This is a genomic window from Microbacterium sp. Bi128 (genome assembly GCF_918698205.1).
Genome location: NZ_CAKKMM010000015.1, coordinates 13,830 through 29,755, shown reverse-complemented (window position 1 = coordinate 29,755; position 15,926 = coordinate 13,830). Strand labels below are relative to the sequence as shown.

The 15,926-nt window shown below is 69.4% G+C and carries 14 protein-coding genes and 1 pseudogene; 8 read left to right on the top strand and 7 right to left on the bottom strand.

Going from position 1 to position 15,926, the window contains the following annotated elements; translation table 11 throughout:
- Together LQV45_RS02690 and sufB are read right to left on the bottom strand one after the other, a co-directional pair.
- A pseudogene (locus LQV45_RS02690) lies at window positions 1-527 on the bottom strand (Fe-S cluster assembly protein SufD); the annotation flags it as partial.
- The gene (gene sufB, locus LQV45_RS02685; RefSeq protein ID WP_230005619.1) at window positions 527-1,945 is read right to left on the bottom strand and encodes a Fe-S cluster assembly protein SufB; all 1,419 of its coding nucleotides are present in this window, start codon (window positions 1,943-1,945) and stop codon (window positions 527-529) included. The gene sufB and the pseudogene LQV45_RS02690, both read right to left, overlap by 1 nt.
- 254 nt (window positions 1,946-2,199) lie before the next feature.
- Here sufB and LQV45_RS02680 point away from each other — a divergent pair, with 254 nt between their 5' ends.
- Together LQV45_RS02680 and LQV45_RS02675 are read left to right on the top strand one after the other, a co-directional pair.
- Window positions 2,200-3,168, top strand: a complete 969-nt coding sequence (locus tag LQV45_RS02680; protein ID WP_230005618.1) for a heme A synthase — start codon at window positions 2,200-2,202, stop codon at window positions 3,166-3,168.
- 112 nt (window positions 3,169-3,280) lie between these two features.
- Entirely contained in the window at window positions 3,281-3,778 is a 498-nt protein-coding gene (locus LQV45_RS02675; protein WP_230005617.1) for a dinucleotide-utilizing enzyme, read from the top strand.
- A 74-nt stretch (window positions 3,779-3,852) separates the two neighbouring features.
- Here LQV45_RS02675 and LQV45_RS02670 read toward each other — a convergent pair whose 3' ends face one another.
- On the bottom strand, window positions 3,853-4,779 hold the full coding sequence (locus LQV45_RS02670; protein WP_230005616.1) for a heme o synthase: 927 nt from the start codon (window positions 4,777-4,779) through the stop codon (window positions 3,853-3,855).
- A gap of 226 nt (window positions 4,780-5,005) precedes the next feature.
- Between LQV45_RS02670 and tkt the strand changes: the two genes are divergently transcribed.
- The 6 genes from tkt to pgl are packed head-to-tail and all read left to right on the top strand — an operon-like array spanning window position 5,006 to window position 13,151.
- On the top strand, window positions 5,006-7,102 hold the full coding sequence (gene tkt / locus LQV45_RS02665) for a transketolase (protein WP_230005621.1): 2,097 nt from the start codon (window positions 5,006-5,008) through the stop codon (window positions 7,100-7,102).
- A gap of 18 nt (window positions 7,103-7,120) precedes the next feature.
- Window positions 7,121-8,242 carry a transaldolase gene (gene tal / locus LQV45_RS02660; protein ID WP_138172453.1) on the top strand — a complete coding sequence of 374 codons (1,122 nt, stop codon included), beginning with the start codon at window positions 7,121-7,123 and terminating at the stop codon, window positions 8,240-8,242.
- On the top strand, window positions 8,239-9,864 hold the full coding sequence (locus tag LQV45_RS02655; protein ID WP_230005615.1) for a glucose-6-phosphate isomerase: 1,626 nt from the start codon (window positions 8,239-8,241) through the stop codon (window positions 9,862-9,864). Before tal ends, LQV45_RS02655 begins: the two co-directional genes overlap by 4 nt.
- Before the next feature lie 4 nt (window positions 9,865-9,868).
- Entirely contained in the window at window positions 9,869-11,419 is a 1,551-nt protein-coding gene (gene zwf / locus LQV45_RS02650) for a glucose-6-phosphate dehydrogenase (protein WP_138172455.1), read from the top strand.
- On the top strand, window positions 11,416-12,363 hold the full coding sequence (locus LQV45_RS02645) for a glucose-6-phosphate dehydrogenase assembly protein OpcA (protein ID WP_230005614.1): 948 nt from the start codon (window positions 11,416-11,418) through the stop codon (window positions 12,361-12,363). Before zwf ends, LQV45_RS02645 begins: the two co-directional genes overlap by 4 nt.
- Window positions 12,360-13,151 (top strand): 6-phosphogluconolactonase, encoded by a 792-nt coding sequence (gene pgl, locus LQV45_RS02640; RefSeq protein WP_230005613.1) that lies wholly within the window; start codon window positions 12,360-12,362, stop codon window positions 13,149-13,151. The genes LQV45_RS02645 and pgl overlap by 4 nt, the downstream gene beginning before the upstream one ends.
- 61 nt (window positions 13,152-13,212) lie before the next feature.
- Here pgl and LQV45_RS02635 read toward each other — a convergent pair whose 3' ends face one another.
- The 4 genes from LQV45_RS02635 to pgk all read right to left on the bottom strand — a co-directional run bounded on the left by LQV45_RS02635 (window position 13,213) and on the right by pgk (window position 15,922).
- Complete coding sequence (locus tag LQV45_RS02635) at window positions 13,213-13,566, bottom strand: RNA polymerase-binding protein RbpA (protein ID WP_138172458.1); 354 nt, start codon at window positions 13,564-13,566, stop codon at window positions 13,213-13,215.
- Window position 13,567: 1 nt separating this feature from the next.
- Window positions 13,568-13,816, bottom strand: a complete 249-nt coding sequence (gene secG / locus LQV45_RS02630) for a preprotein translocase subunit SecG (protein ID WP_138172459.1) — start codon at window positions 13,814-13,816, stop codon at window positions 13,568-13,570.
- Window positions 13,817-13,928: 112 nt separating this feature from the next.
- A complete protein-coding gene (gene tpiA / locus LQV45_RS02625; protein ID WP_138172460.1) occupies window positions 13,929-14,717 on the bottom strand; it encodes a triose-phosphate isomerase in 789 nt (262 codons plus the stop codon).
- Window positions 14,708-15,922 carry a phosphoglycerate kinase gene (pgk, locus tag LQV45_RS02620; protein WP_230005612.1) on the bottom strand — a complete coding sequence of 405 codons (1,215 nt, stop codon included), beginning with the start codon at window positions 15,920-15,922 and terminating at the stop codon, window positions 14,708-14,710. The genes tpiA and pgk overlap by 10 nt, the downstream gene beginning before the upstream one ends.
- Between the last annotated feature and the right edge of the window lie 4 nt (window positions 15,923-15,926).

The following is a 15,926-nucleotide window of genomic DNA, read 5'->3' as shown; positions in this document are numbered from 1 at the left end:
ATCTCGACGTTCTGCGCGTGGTGGGCCGTGCCCTCGTGACGCAGCACGACCGTGCCGCGCGAGTTCGGCTGCGCCTCGATGACGACGTGGGCGTGCGCGAGGCCGCCCGTGCCGGTCAGACGCACGACGATCGGCTCGTCGAGCTCGCCGTTCGCCGGGATCCGCAGCAGCGGGGCCTCGGGCTCGTGAGTCCAGGCGAGCGCGGCGGTGACGTCCTCGGGACGGAAGTGCTCGCCACGCGGTGCCTCGCCGTCCCGCAGCCGCAGCTGCTCGACGGCGTCCGGGGCGTGGACCTCGACGCGGATGACGCCCTCGGGCCCCGCCTCGTCGACGAACAACGGCGCCAGACGGTCGACGGGGCTCAGCTTCCAGTTGACCTCACGGCCGCTGGGGGTGCCGAAATCGGCCGGGTCGAACGAGGTCGGACGCTCCGACCGGGTCTGCACGGGAACCACGGATGCCACGAGGGCGGCAGGGTCGATGTGACCCTCCGCGGCGACAGCGGGGGTCTGGGTCGCGGTCGTCATCAGCCGACGGATCCTTCCATGCCCATCTCGATGAGCTTGTTCAGTTCGAGGGCGTACTCCATGGGCAGCTCGCGCGCGATCGGCTCGATGAAGCCGCGCACGATCATCGCCATCGCTTCGTCCTCGGGGAGGCCGCGCGACTGCAGGTAGAACAGCTGCTCCTCGCTGACCTTCGAGACGGTGGCCTCGTGTCCGAGCTGCACGTCGTCGACACGGATATCGATCGCGGGGTACGTGTCCGAACGGGAGATGGTGTCCACGAGCAACGCGTCGCAGCGCACGGTGTTGGCGGAGTGGTGGGCGTTGGCATCCACTCGCACCTCGCCGCGGTACCCCGCGCGTCCGCCACCGCGGGCGATCGACTTCGAGACGATCGAGGACTGCGTGTACGGAGCCATGTGGATCATCTTCGCGCCGGCATCCTGGTGCTGACCGGGGCCGGCGAAGGCGACCGAGAGCGTCTCGCCCTTGGCGTGCTCGCCCACGAGGTAGATGGACGGGTACTTCATCGTCACCTTGGAGCCGATGTTGCCGTCGACCCACTCCATGGTCGCGCCCTCGTGGGCGACGGCGCGCTTGGTGACGAGGTTGTAGACGTTGTTCGACCAGTTCTGGATCGTGGTGTAGCGCACGCGGGCGTTCTTCTTCACGATGATCTCGACGACGGCCGAGTGCAGCGAGTCGCTCTTGTAGATCGGCGCCGTGCAGCCCTCGATGTAGTGGACGTAGCTGTCCTCGTCGGCGATGATCAGGGTCCGCTCGAACTGGCCCATGTTCTCGGTGTTGATGCGGAAGTACGCCTGGAGCGGGATCTCGACGTGGACGCCCTTGGGGACGTAGACGAACGATCCGCCCGACCACACCGCGGTGTTCAGCGCCGCGAACTTGTTGTCACCGGCGGGGATGACGGTGCCGAAGTACTCCTCGAAGAACTCGGGGTGCTCGCGCAGAGCCGTGTCGGTGTCCATGAAGATGACGCCCTGCTGCTCCAGGTCCTCGCGGATCTGGTGGTAGACGACCTCGGACTCGTACTGTGCGGCGACGCCGGCGACGAGACGCTGACGCTCGGCCTCGGGGATGCCGAGCTTCTCGTACGTGTTACGGATCTCTTCGGGGAGGTCCTCCCACGACTGCGCCTGCTTCTCGGTCGAGCGCACGAAGTACTTGATGTTGTCGAAGTCGATCTCCGACAGGTCCGCGCCCCACGTGGGCATGGGCTTGCGGCCGAAGAGCTGGTAGCCCTTGAGACGGGTCTTCAGCATCCATTCGGGCTCGGACTTCAGGGCGGAGATGCCGCGCACGACGTCTTCGTTGATGCCGCGCTGCGCGAGCGCGCCTGCGGCATCCGTGTCGTGCCAGCCGAACTCGTATTGCCCCAGGCTGTCGAGCTCGGGTCGGTCGATGAGTACATCGGACATGGTGGTCACTCTCCTTCTCGGGCCTCAACGGTGTCATCCGCCCCGGCATTCCGCGACAGACTCCGGTCGGAGTCACAGGAATGCCGCTGGTGGGCCCGCTCGAAGGCGCTGGCTGCGCGCCTAGACTGTCAGGGGTGCGGGACGCGTGAGCGCTGCACCCGAAGACCCTTCGATTCTACAGGCAACACCCGCTCCCGGCACGGCGCAGACCCGCCGCCGCAGCCCGAGCGCCCCGCCGCCAGGAGGCTGCGCGCATGTCCACCGCTTCGTCCCCCCGCGTCCTGCGTCGCGTCGTCGACTGGCTGCCGACCGACGTCGATCGCCGCGTCCGTGTTTTCGCCTGGCTGTCGTTCGTGGCCGAAGTGCTCATCATCGGCACGGGCGGCGCGGTGCGCCTGACCGGTTCGGGCCTCGGTTGCCCCACCTGGCCGCGTTGCACGCCCGACTCGCTCGTGAACACCCCCGAGATGGGCATCCACGGGATCATCGAGTTCGGCAACCGCACGCTGACGGGGGTCGTGGGCATCCTGGCCCTGGCGGTCGTCGTGCTCATGTGGCGCATGCGCCGCGAGCGCCGCGGCATGTTCGTCCTCGCGCTCGTCGTGCTCGGCGGGATCGTCGCCCAGGCCGTCGTCGGCGGGATCACGGTACTGACGGGGCTCAACCCGTTCATCGTCGGCTTCCACTACATCGCATCCGTCGTCCTCGTGACGGTGTGCGCCGCCTTCCTGACCCTGATGTACCTGCCCGTCGGCCCGCGTGAGCGCGCGGTGCCGGCGTGGTTCGCGGGCCTCGTGCACCTCACCACGGGCGTGCTCGCGCTCACCGTCGTGTTCGGAGTCCTGACAACGGGCGCCGGGCCGCACTCGGGCGACGCCGCAGCCGTGGAGCGCAACGGCTTCGACGCCGAGGTGCTCGAGCACGTCCACGCCTGGCCCGGCTACGCGCTGTTCGCGTTGACCCTCGTCCTCGTCGTGCTCGCGTGGCGACTGCGCCTCCCGGTCCGCCGGTGGGCGACGGCACTCCTCGCGGTCGAGCTCGTCCAGATCGCCGTCGGGCTCTACCAGGCGCGCAACGGTCTGCCCGAACTCGCCGTGGGCGTGCACATGGTGCTCGCCGCCCTCACCGCCGCGACCATGACGGTCGTCGTCCTCCGCCTCAAGACGTCCGTGCCCCCGGCGCGGGCGAACGAGGACGACGCGGTGGCGGCCGCGCGACGCTGACCTCCGCGCGCTCATAGCCGATTCATCGGCGACACAGAGCCGGCGTACCGGCGCATGCGAGACTGTGGACCCTCCGGTGCCGACCGTGCCCGGAATCGAAGGAGTTCATTCCATGCAGACTCGTCCCCGCCTCGTCACCAGCGTCCCGTTCTGGGTGCTCGTGGCCGGCTCCCTGGCCGCCGTCATCGGCGGACTCGTGATCGTCCTCCGGGGGATCGACGCGATGCAGGCGGTGCTCAACGACCCCAACGCGACGGTCGTGACCGTGTATGTCGCCCAGTCGTGGGTGACGGTGGGCGCCGCCGTGCTCGGTGCCGGTGCGCTCGGGATCGTCGCCACCCTCGCCGTGGCGGCCGTCGTCACCACTCGTCCGCAGCCCGACGTCTCGGTCGAGGCGATCGATTGGACCAACGACGAAGAGACCGCTCCCGAGAGCGCGGTGTCTCCCGCGACGTTCACCACTGCGGCAGCGGCCACCACGGCTCCCGCCGCCGCCCCGGCGACGCCCGTCGCCCTCGAGGACGCCGACGTCGAGACCACGTCCGACACCCCCGCGCCGCCGCAGGCCGCCGCGAACGACGGCACCGAGGACGACGCCACACGTCGCTGAGCGCACGCCCCGCAAAGAAGAGAACCGCCCGCCCCCGCGAACGGGGGCGGGCGGTTCTGTTCGATCTCAGGGGATCAGAACGGCAGCAGCGGGTCGACCGCGATCGCGACGAACAGCAGCGTGAGGTACGTGATCGAGGCGTGGAACACGCGCATCGGACGGGGCTCCCCGCCCTGCACGGCCCGGGAGTACAGACGGTGCGATTCGTAGATGAACCACCCGCCGAACACGAGCGCCGAGACGGTGTACACCAGACCCATGGATGCCACGGGGATCAGCAGCAGCGAACACGCGACGGTCGCCCACGCGTAGAGGATCACCTGGAGGCCGACCTGCGAACCGCTGCGCGTGGCCCCGAGCATGGGGACGTCGACCTCGTCGTACTGGTCGGCGTACTTCATCGACAGCGGCCAATAGTGCGGGGGCGTCCACAGGAACACCAGCGCGAAGAGGATGAACGGCGCCCACGACAGCGAACCCGTGACGGCGGACCACCCGATGAGGACCGGGAAGCAGCCCGCGATGCCGCCCCACACGATGTTCTGCTCGGTACGGCGCTTGAGGATGATCGTGTAGATCACGACGTAGAAGAAGATGGCACCGGCCGACAGAGCCGCGGCGAGCGGGTTGGTGAACACCCACAGCCACACCGTGGAGACCGCGGCCAGCGTCCAGGCGAACGTCAACGCGCCGCGCGGCGAGACCTCGCCGGTGACCAGCGGCCGGTTGACGGTGCGCTGCATGTGCGCGTCGATGTCACGATCGAGGTACATGTTGAACGCCGCCGCCGAACCCGCGCTCAGCGATCCGCCGATGACGGTGGCGAAGATCAGCCACAGGTCGGGCAGCCCGCGTGCGGCCAGGATCATGACCGGAACCGTCGTGACCAGCAGGAGCTCGAGCACGCGGGGCTTGGTCAGCGCCACGTAGGCCCGAAGGGTGCGTCCGACGGAGCGGCGATCGGTCGTCGCAGTGACGTGCGACGTCGTCGAGATGTCCATCGTCCCCCGGGGTAGAGCGTGAGTATCCCCTCGATTCTATGGCATCCGGAACACACCTCCGGCCCGCTGTCGACCCCCGTCACGAGAGGCAACGCCTGCCGTCGATCTCGCTATGCTGGCGATGAACGCGCGCCCCGCGCCGACCCCCACCCCACTCCCGCTCCTACGGCGACGAGTGCGGCGTCGAATCGTGACCCGGGCGCACACGATCGAGAAAGGCACCGTGTTGTCGGACTTCGAATGGGATGAGATCGATCGACGGGCGGTCGACACCGCGCGCATTCTGGCGGCGGATGCCGTTGAGAAGGTGGGCAACGGACACCCCGGAACGGCGATGTCGCTGGCACCGGCCGCGTACCTCCTGTACCAGCGCGTCCTGCGCCACGACCCGGCCGACACCCACTGGCCCGGACGCGACCGCTTCATCCTCTCGGTGGGGCACTCCTCGCTCACCCAGTACGTGCAGCTCTACCTCGGCGGCTTCGGCCTCGAGCTGAAGGACCTCGAGGCGCTGCGCACGTGGGGCTCCCTGACTCCCGGCCACCCCGAGTACGGCCACACCGACGGCGTCGAGATCACGACCGGACCGCTCGGTCAGGGTCTGGCATCCTCCGTCGGTTTCGCCTACGCCGCCCGCTACGAGCGCGGCCTGTTCGACCCCGAGACCCCGGCCGGCGAGAGCCCGTTCGACCACTTCGTCTACGTGATCGCCGGTGACGGCGACCTCCAGGAGGGCGTGACCAGCGAGGCCTCCTCGCTCGCGGGCCACCAGGAGCTGGGCAACCTCATCGCGATCTACGACTCCAACCAGATCTCGATCGAGGACGACACCAACGTCGCCTTCACCGAGGACGTCGCGCAGCGCTACGAGTCCTACGGCTGGCACACCCAGCGGGTCGACTGGACCCGGACCGGCGAATACGTCGAAGACGTCCAGGAACTGCATGCCGCACTGCTCGCCGCGAAGGCCGAAACCGGCAAGCCCTCCATCATCTCCCTGCGGACCATCATCGGGTACCCGGCGCCGAAGAAGCAGAACACCGGCAAGATCCACGGCTCCGCCCTCGGCGCCGATGAGCTGCGCGCGACCAAAGAGGTGCTGGGCTTCGACCCCGAGCAGCACTTCGCCGTCGCCGACGACGTCCTCGCCCACACTCGCCAGCTCGTCGAGCGCGGCGAGGCCGAGAAGGCCGCATGGCAGCAGAAGTTCGACGCGTGGGCCGCCGCCCACCCCGAGCGCAAGCAGCTGTGGGACCGTCTCCAGGCCCGTGAGCTGCCCGCAGACATCGCCGACGCCCTGCCCGCCTTCGAGGCCGGCAAGGACGTCTCCACGCGCGCCGCCTCGGGCACCGTCATCAACGCCCTCGCCGCCGAGCTTCCCGAGCTGTGGGGCGGTTCGGCCGACCTGGCCGAGTCCAACCTCACCACGATCAAGGATGCCAAGTCCTTCATCCCCGCCGAGTGGTCGACGCACGAGTGGACGGGCAGCCCCTACGGCCGCGTGCTCCACTTCGGCATCCGCGAGCACGCGATGGGCGCGATCCTCAACGGCATCGTCCTGCACGGCCCGACGCGCCCCTTCGGCGGCACGTTCCTCATCTTCAGCGACTACATGCGCCCGCCGGTGCGTCTGGCCGCCCTGATGAACATCCCGACGATCTTCGTCTGGACGCACGACTCGGTCGCCCTCGGCGAGGACGGTCCGACGCACCAGCCGATCGAGCAGCTCGCGACTCTCCGCGCGATCCCCAACTTCGCGCTCGTCCGTCCCGCGGATGCCAACGAGACGTCGGTCGTGTGGCTCGAGATGCTCCGCCGCACCGCCGGTCCCTCCGGCATCGCGCTCACGCGCCAGAACATCCCGGTGTTCCCGCGCGGCGAGGGCGAGGCCACGGGCGACGAGTTCGCGTCGGCCGCCGGCGCCGTCAAGGGCGCGTACGTCCTGGCCGAGGCCAGGAACGGCGAGCCGGACGTCATCCTCATCGCGACCGGTTCCGAGGTGCAGCTCGCCGTCCAGGCGCGCGAGACCCTCGCCGCCGAGGGCGTGCACGCCCGCGTGGTGTCGGCTCCGTCGCTGGAGTGGTTCGCCGAGCAGGACGACGAGTACCGCGAGTCGGTGCTGCCGTCGTCGGTGAAGGCGCGCGTCTCCGTCGAGGCGGGCTCCGCGCTGTCGTGGCACGGCATCGTCGGCGACGCCGGCCGCTCGGTCGCGATCGAGCACTTCGGTGCGTCGGCCGACTACAAGACCCTGTTCCAGAAGTTCGGTATCACCGCCGAGGCCGTCGTCGAGGCCGCCCGCGAGTCGATCGCCGCCGCGAAGTAACCCAGGAGAACGAGAACAATGAGCACTCCCACCCAACAGCTCGCCGCTCAGGGCGTCAGCATCTGGCTCGACGACCTGTCGCGTCAGCGCATCCAGTCCGGCAACCTCGCCGAACTCATCGCCGAGCGCAACGTCTCGGGCGTCACCACGAACCCGACGATCTTCGCCGGTGCCCTGTCCCAGGGCGAGGCGTACGAGGGTCAGGTCCGCGAGCTCGCCGCGCAGGACGCCGGCGTCGACGAGGCGATCTTCTCGATCACCACCGACGATGTCCGCGACGCGTGCGACATCTTCCTCCCGGTCTTCGAAGCCACGGGCGGCGTCGACGGACGCGTGTCGATCGAGGTCTCCCCCGACCTCGCTCACGACACCGACGCGACGGTCGCGCAGGCCAAGGACCTCGCCGCGCGCGTGGACCGCAAGAACGTCCTGATCAAGATCCCCGCCACCAAGGCGGGCCTGCCCGCGATCACCGAGGTCATCGGCGCGGGCATCTCGGTCAACGTCACGCTGATCTTCAGCCTGGAGCGCTACGCCGAGGTCATCGACGCGTACCTCGCCGGAGTCGAGAAGGCGCGCGACGCCGGGCACGACATCGCCAACCTGCAGTCGGTCGCCTCGTTCTTCGTCTCGCGCGTGGACACCGAGATCGACAAGCGTCTCGCCGCGATCGGAACCGACGAGGCCGCCGCGCTCAAGGGCAAGGCCGGCATCGCCAACGCCCGCCTGGCGTACGAGCTGTACGAGCAGAAGTTCGCCGAGGATCGCGCGAAGGAGCTCCTCGCCGCCGGTGCGACCGTGCAGCGTCCGCTGTGGGCCTCGACCGGCGTCAAGGACCCGGCTCTGCCCGACACGCTCTACGTCACCGAGCTCGTCGCCCCCGGCACCGTGAACACGATGCCCGAGAAGACGCTGCAGGCGACGTTCGACCACGGCGTGATCGCCGGCGACACCGTCACCGGTGCCTACGCCGAGGCGCACGAGGTGTTCGACCGTCTGGCCGCCGCCGGTGTCGACGTCGCCGACGCGACCCAGGTGCTCGAGGACGAGGGCGTCGAGAAGTTCATCGCCTCGTGGCACGAACTGCAGCAGACCGTCGCCACCGCGCTCGAGGCCGGAAGCGCCCAGGCCGCGAAGTGACATTCGCCGTCAAGGTCACCGGCCACGTCAAGGCGGTCGTCGACTCGGAGCTGCCCGATCTGGTCGGCTCCTTGGTCGCGTCCGGCGTCACGGCGGGGGATGCCACGCTGTGGGGCCCCGCGGCCGAGGACGAGGCATCCCGTCGGCTCGGGTGGGTGCAGGCGGTCTCCGTCTCGCGCCCGCTCGTCCCCGAGATCACCGCCCTGCGCGACGCCTACGTCGCGCAGGGCGTGACCCGGGTCGTGCTCGCGGGCATGGGCGGCTCTTCGCTCGCGCCCGAGGTCATCGCGCAGTCCGCGGGAGTGCCGCTGGTGATCCTCGACTCCACGGCACCCGGTCAGGTGCTCGCCGCGATCGACGGCGACGCCGAGTCCGGTGGCCTAGCCCAGACGGTGCTCGTCGTCTCGAGCAAGTCCGGTTCGACGGTCGAGACCGATGCGGCCAAGCGGGCGTTCGAGGCCGCGTTCCGCGACCTCGGCATCGACCCGGCCGAGCGCATCGTCGTGGTCACCGACCCGGGCTCGCCCCTCGAAGAATCGGCCCGTGCCGACGGCTACCGCGTCTTCACGGCCGACCCCACCGTCGGCGGACGGTACTCCGCGCTCACCGCGTTCGGGCTGGTGCCCGCCGGTCTCGCGGGCGTCGACATCGACGACCTGCTCGACGAAGCGGATGCCACGCTCCTCGAGGTCGCGATCGACTCCCCCGAGAACCCGGCCCTCGTGCTCGCCGCGGCGATCGCGGGCGGCGGGGAACACCGGCGTGACAAGCTCGGCCTCGTCACCGACGGCGGCCACCTGCCGGGTCTGCCGGACTGGATCGAGCAGCTGATCGCGGAGTCGACGGGCAAGAACGGCACCGGTATCCTGCCCGTCGTCCTGCTCCCGATCTCGCCCGAGATCGAGGCGAAGCCCGCCGACCTGCAGGTCGTACGATTCGTCGAGCACGCCGACGCGTTCCACCTGTTCGACCGTCACGAGGGCGAAGTGCTCGTCAGCGGTTCCCTGGGGGCGCAGTTCGTCGTGTGGGAGTACGCCACGGCGATCGCCGGGCGTCTGCTCGGCATCGACCCGTTCGACCAGCCCGACGTCGAGGCGGCCAAGGTCGCCGCACGGGCTCTCCTGGACGCGCAGCCGGCACCGACCGCTCCGGCGCTCGTGTTCGACGGCGTCGAGGTGCGCGTGTCCGACCCCGCCCTGGCATCCGGTGGCACGCTCGCGAGCGTGCTGGACGCGCTCTGGGCGTCGGTCCCGGCCGACGGCTACGTCGCCATCCAGGCGTACGTGAACCGACTCGAGCTGCCCCAGCTCGCGGGCCTGCGCGAACTGGTCGCGGCCGATTCCGGTCGCCCCACGACGTTCGGGTGGGGACCTCGATTCCTGCACTCGACCGGTCAGTACCACAAGGGCGGCCCCGCCACCGGCGTCTTCCTTCAGATCACCGAACGCACCGATGTCGACCTCGAGATCCCGGGTCGGCCGTTCACGTTCGGACAGCTCATCCACGCACAGGCCGCGGGCGACGCGAGCGTGCTGGCGGACGGCCATGGCCGCCCCGTCGTCACGCTCACGCTCACCGACCCGCAGGTCGAGGTGCTCTCACTCTTCGAGGCGGCGCAGTAACAGCATGGTCGTAGAGATCTCACCCGGTCACAATCCCCTCCGCGACCCCGAGGATCGCCGCCTGAACCGGATCGCCGGTCCCAGCGCGCTGGTGATCTTCGGCGTCACCGGAGACCTGTCGCGCAAGAAGCTCATGCCGGCGGTGTACGACCTCGCCAATCGCGGACTCCTCCCGCCCGGTTTCGCGCTCGTGGGCTTCGCCCGCCGCGACTGGGAGGACCAGGACTTCGCCAAGGTCGTTCACGAGTCGGTGCAGAAGTACGCGCGCACCGAGTTCCGCGAAGAGACGTGGCAGGAGCTGCTCGAGGGTATCCGCTTCGTCCAGGGCGAGTTCGACGACCCCGAGGCGTTCCAGCGCCTGCGGGAGACCGTCGACAAGCTCGACACCGAGCGCGGCACGATGGGAAACCATGCCTACTACCTGTCGATCCCGCCCAAGGCCTTCCCGCTCGTCACGACCCAGCTGAAGGCCTCCGGTCTCGTCGGTGACTCCGCCGAGGACACCGCCGGCTGGCGCCGCGTCGTCATCGAGAAGCCGTTCGGCCACGACCTCGCTTCGGCGCGCGAGCTGAACGAGGTCGTGGAGAGCGCGTTCCCCGCCGACTCGATCTTCCGCATCGACCACTACCTCGGCAAAGAGACGGTGCAGAACATCCTCGCGCTGCGCTTCGCGAACGAGCTGTACGAGCCGATCTGGAACCGCAACTACGTCGACCACGTGCAGATCACGATGGCGGAAGACATCGGGGTCGGCGGCCGCGCGGGGTACTACGACGGGATCGGCGCCGCGCGCGACGTCATCCAGAACCACCTCCTGCAGCTCCTCGCGCTCACCGCGATGGAGGAGCCCATCAGCTTCAACGCCGCCGACCTGCGTGCCGAGAAAGAGAAGGTCCTCGCCGCGGTGCGTCTGCCCGAGAACCTGGCCGAGGCCACCGCGCGCGGGCAGTACGCCGGCGGGTGGCAGGGCGGCGAGAAGGTGCTCGGCTTCCTCGAGGAAGACGGCATGAATCCGGAGTCGGTCACCGAAACCTACGCCGCGATCAAGCTCGAGATCAACACGCGTCGTTGGTCGGGAGTGCCGTTCTACGTGCGCAGCGGCAAGCGTCTGGGCCGACGCGTCACCGAGGTGGCCGTGGTCTTCAAGCGCGCCCCGCAGCAGCTGTTCTCCCGCAGCCAGACCGAGGAGCTCGGGCAGAACGCCCTCGTCATCCGCGTGCAGCCCGACGAGGGCGTCACGATCCGGTTCGGCTCCAAGGTTCCCGGTGACGGCACGCAGGTGCGCGACGTGACGATGGACTTCGGGTACGGCCACGCCTTCACCGAAGCGAGCCCCGAGGCCTACGAGCGCCTCATCCTCGACGTGCTGCTCGGCGACCCGCCGCTGTTCCCGCGTCACGAGGAGGTCGAGCTCAGCTGGAAGATCCTCGACCCGATCGAGGAGTTCTGGGCTGCCGAGGGCGGACCGCTGGAACAGTACTCTCCGGGATCGTGGGGTCCGGCATCCGCCGACGAGCTCCTCGCCCGCGATGGCCGCACGTGGAGGCGCCCGTGATCATCGAACTGCCCGACACCACCGTCAGCGCGATCTCCAAGAAGCTCGTGAGCGTCCGCGAAGAGGGCGGCGCCGTCGCGCTCGGACGCGTTCTGACCCTCATCATCGTGACCCACCACGGGGCCGAAGAAGAAGTGATCGAGGCCGCGAACGACGCCTCGCGCGAGCACCCGATGCGTGTCATCGCGGTGCTGTTCGGCGACGAGGGCGAAGAACCGCGCCTGGACGCCCAGATCCGCGTGGGCGGTGACGCCGGCGCGAGCGAGGTCGTCGTCCTGCGCGCCCACGGCGCGGCCGCCTCGAACGCCGAGAGTCTGGTGACCGGCCTGCTGCTGCCCGACGCGCCCGTCGTGGCGTGGTGGCCCGCCCAGGCGCCGTCGGACCCGTCGCTGTCGGCGATCGGCCGCATCGCCCAGCGCCGGATCACCGACGCGTCGTCGCAGCCCGACCCCACCGCGTGGGTCGCGCACCTCGGTGAGCACTACGCCCCGGGCGACACCGACTTCGCGTGGACCCGCGTCACGCGCTGGCGCGAGCAGCTGGCCGCTGTCCTCGACCAGCCGCCGTACGAGCCGGTGACCTCCGTCGAGGTGTCGGGTTCGAGCGACTCCCCCTCCACGGCGCTGCTCGCGGCGTGGCTCGGGCTCAAGCTCGAAGCGCCCGTCGTCTACAGCTACCTTCCCGCCGACGAGTGGTCGGGCGGTATCAAGTCGGTGCGCTTGAGCCGCGCGAGCGGCGACACGTTGCTCGAGCGCCCGACGCCCGGAGTGGCGGTGCTGACGCAGCCCGGGCAGCCCACGCACGAGCTGGACTTCCCCCGCCGCACGCTGCGCGAGTGCCTGGCTGAGGAGCTCCGCCGCCTCGACCCCGACGTGCTCTACGGACGCGTCCTGACGCAGTGCACGCAACTGCTGCGCACTCTCGACGAGCGGAGCGACCGATGACCGAGAACGGCTCCGCCAAGCAGGTGATCATCAAGCGGGATGCCGAGACGCTCGCCGACTATGTCGCGACCCGGTTCGTCAACCGCATCGTCAAGCGGGTGGCCGAGGGCAAGCGCATGCACGTGTGCTTGACCGGCGGCACGATGGGCGGCGCCGTGCTGCGGTCTGCCGCTCGCGACCCCCGCATGAGCGAGATCGACTGGTCGCTCGTGCACTTCTGGTTCGGTGACGAGCGCTTCGTACACCGCGACTCCGACGACCGCAACGAGAAGCAGGCGCGTACCGCGCTGCTCGACGGTCTGGACATCCCCGCCGAGAACATCCACTCCGTCGCGTCGACGGACGACAGTCTCGACCTGGATGCCGCGGCCATCGCCTACGCCGACGAACTGGCGCAGTTCGCGCCGTCCGACCGCAGTGAGTCCGGACCCTGGCCGTCGTTCGACATCTGCTTCCTGGGCGTCGGACCGGACGCGCACATCGCGTCGCTGTTCCCGGACCGGGCCGAGATCTCGGTGACCGACCGGGCGACCGTTCCGGTGCGCGACTCCCCCAAGCCCCCGCCCGAGCGCATCTCGCTCACGCGCCCGGTCATCAACTCCTCCAAGCGGGTCTGGATGGTCATCGCCGGCGCCGACAAGGCCGCCGCCCTGGGCCTCGCCCTCGCCGGCGCGAGCTACCAGAGCGTCCCGGCGGCCGGAGCCAAGGGTCGCCGTCGTACGGCTTTCTTCGTCGACGAGGCCGCGGCCGACCAGGTGCCGCCGCAGCTCATCGACCGCGAGTACTGATTCGCCGCAACGAGAAAGAGACCGGATGCCGTCGGCATCCGGTCTCTTATCTGTGCAGGTCTTACTGACCGCGGCGCTCGCGCAGCTGCTGCAGCGCGTCGTCGAGGAGCGAGGCCGCCTCTTCGTCGGTGCGGCGCTCTTTCACATAGGCCAGGTGGGTCTTGTAGGGCTCCGTCTTGGACAGCGCCGGGGGGTTGTTCTTGTCGCGACCGGCGGGGAGACCGGAGTGGGGCGAGTCGATCGTCTCGGGGATCTCGTCGTCGGGGATACCCGCGGCGAAGTAGCGGACGGTCTCGTTGCCCAGGGCGTCCCAGTACGACACGGCGACGCGATCGGCGTGGAAGCCGTGGTCCTGTTCTCCCATCGGGCCCGCGCCGACGCGCGTGCCGCGGATGGCGTTGCCACCGGTGGCCATGTCAGAGCTCCGCGAACTTGGTGAGGAGACCGAGACCGACAATGGTGATGAACCACACCAGCGCGAGCACGATCGTGAATCGGTTGAGGTTGCGCTCGGCCAGGCCGGAGGAGCCCATCGCCGAGCTCATACCGCCACCGAACATGTCGGACAGACCGCCTCCGCGCCCCTTGTGGAGCAGGATGAGCAGGGTCAGCAGGAGGCTGGTCACGCCCAGGAACACCTGCAGGACGAACTCGAGAATCTGCACTTTCGAAAGCCTTTCGCGGCGGTCGGTAGCGACCGCACAAGCGTCAAGTATACGGGGAGCCGGGGCGGACATACGGATGCCCGCGGCGCCGGGCCGCGGGCATCCGTATCGGTCAGACTCCGACGTGCTTCTGGTAACGGATGATGGCCGCGAACTCGTCCACGACGAGGCTCGCACCGCCCACCAGCGCGCCGTCGACATCGGGCTCGCGCATGAAGCCAGCGATGTTGCCGGACTTCACCGAACCGCCGTAGAGGACCCGGGTGCGGGCCGCCGCGTCGGCGCCGAGCTTGTCGGCCACGACGGCACGCAGCTTCGCGCAGACCTCCTGGGCCTGGTCCGGGGTCGCCGCCTGGCCGGAGCCGATGGCCCAGACCGGCTCGTACGCCACGACGATGTCGGCATCGGATGCCACACCCTCGAGCGCGACCTCGAGCTGCCCCACGGGGACGGCGCTCGCGCCGAACTTCTCGAGGTCCTCCGAGGTCTCACCGACACAGATCACCGGCACCAAGCCGTGGCGGAGGGCCGCCTGCGTCTTGGCGGCGATGACCTCGTCGGTCTCGTTGTGGAACTGACGACGCTCGGAGTGTCCGATGATGACGTAGGTCGCGTCGAGCTTGGCCAGGAACTGGCCCGAGATCTCGCCCGTGTACGCACCGGAGTCATGGGCCGAGAGGTCCTGACCGCCGAGCGCGAAGTCGATCTTGTCGGCATCCAGGAGCGTCTGCACGGTCCGCAGGTCGGTGAAGGGCGGGAACACCGCCACCTCGACACTGCTCTTGTCGTGCTTGGCCTCCTTCAGCGTCCAGTGCAGCTTCTGGACGAACGCGACCGCCTGCAGGTGGTCGAGGTTCATCTTCCAGTTGCCGGCGATGAGGGGAGTTCTGTTCACTGCCATCCGAGGACCTCCAGTCCGGGGAGCTTCTTGCCTTCGAGGAACTCCAGGCTGGCGCCGCCGCCGGTGGAGATGTGACCGAACTGGTCGTCCGCGAAGCCGAGCTGACGCACGGCCGCAGCCGAGTCGCCTCCGCCGACGACGCTGAGGCCGTCGACCTCAGTCAACGCCTGCGCGACCGTCTTGGTGCCCTCGGCGAACGCGGCCATCTCGAACACGCCCATCGGCCCGTTCCAGAACACCGTGCGCGAGTCGCGGATTGCGTCGGCGAACAAGTCGGCCGTGCGGGGCCCGATGTCCAGGCCCAGTCCGGACGCACCGAACGGGGTGTCCTCGAGGGCGACGGCGTCGGCGACGACGTGCTCGGCATCGGGCGAGAACGACGCCGCGACGACGGCATCCACGGGGAGGACGATCTCGACGCCGCGCTCCTTCGCCGTGGCGAGGTAGCCCTTCACGGTGTCGATCTGGTCCTGCTCGAGCAGGCTCGCGCCGACCTTGCTGCCTTCGGCGACGAGGAAGGTGAACATCATGCCGCCACCGACGAGCAGCTTGTCGACGCGCGGCAGCAGGTGCTCGATGACGCCCAGCTTGTCGCTGACCTTCGAGCCGCCCAGCACGACCGTGTAAGGACGCTCGGGGTTCTCGGTCAGGCGGTCCAGGACCTCGAGCTCCTTCTGGATGAGGAGTCCCGCGGCCGACGGCACGATCTGCGCGAGATCGTAGACGCTGGCCTGCTTGCGGTGCACGACACCGAAGCCGTCCGAGACGAGCGCGTCGCCCAGCTCGGCGAGCTGGCGGGCGAACGCTTGGCGCTCGGTCTCGTCTTTCGAGGTCTCCCCCGCGTTGAAGCGGAGGTTCTCGATGACCGCGACGTCTCCGTCTTCCAGCGACGCCACCGCGTCACGAGCGGACTCGCCGACCGTGTCGCGGGCGAACGCGACCGGCTGGCCGAGAAGCTCGGACAGCCGCTGCGCGACCGGCTCGAGCGAGTACTTCGGGTCGGGAGACCCGTCGGGACGCCCCAGGTGGGAGCAGACGACGACGCGCGCGCCGGCGTTGATCAGGGCGTTGAGGGTCGGCAACGACGCGCGCACGCGGCCATCGTCCGTGATGACGCCGTCCTTGAGGGGGACGTTCAGGTCACAACGGACGATGACGCGCGTGCCGGCCAGCGACCCCAGCGATTCGAGGGTGCGCAGAGGCATGGAG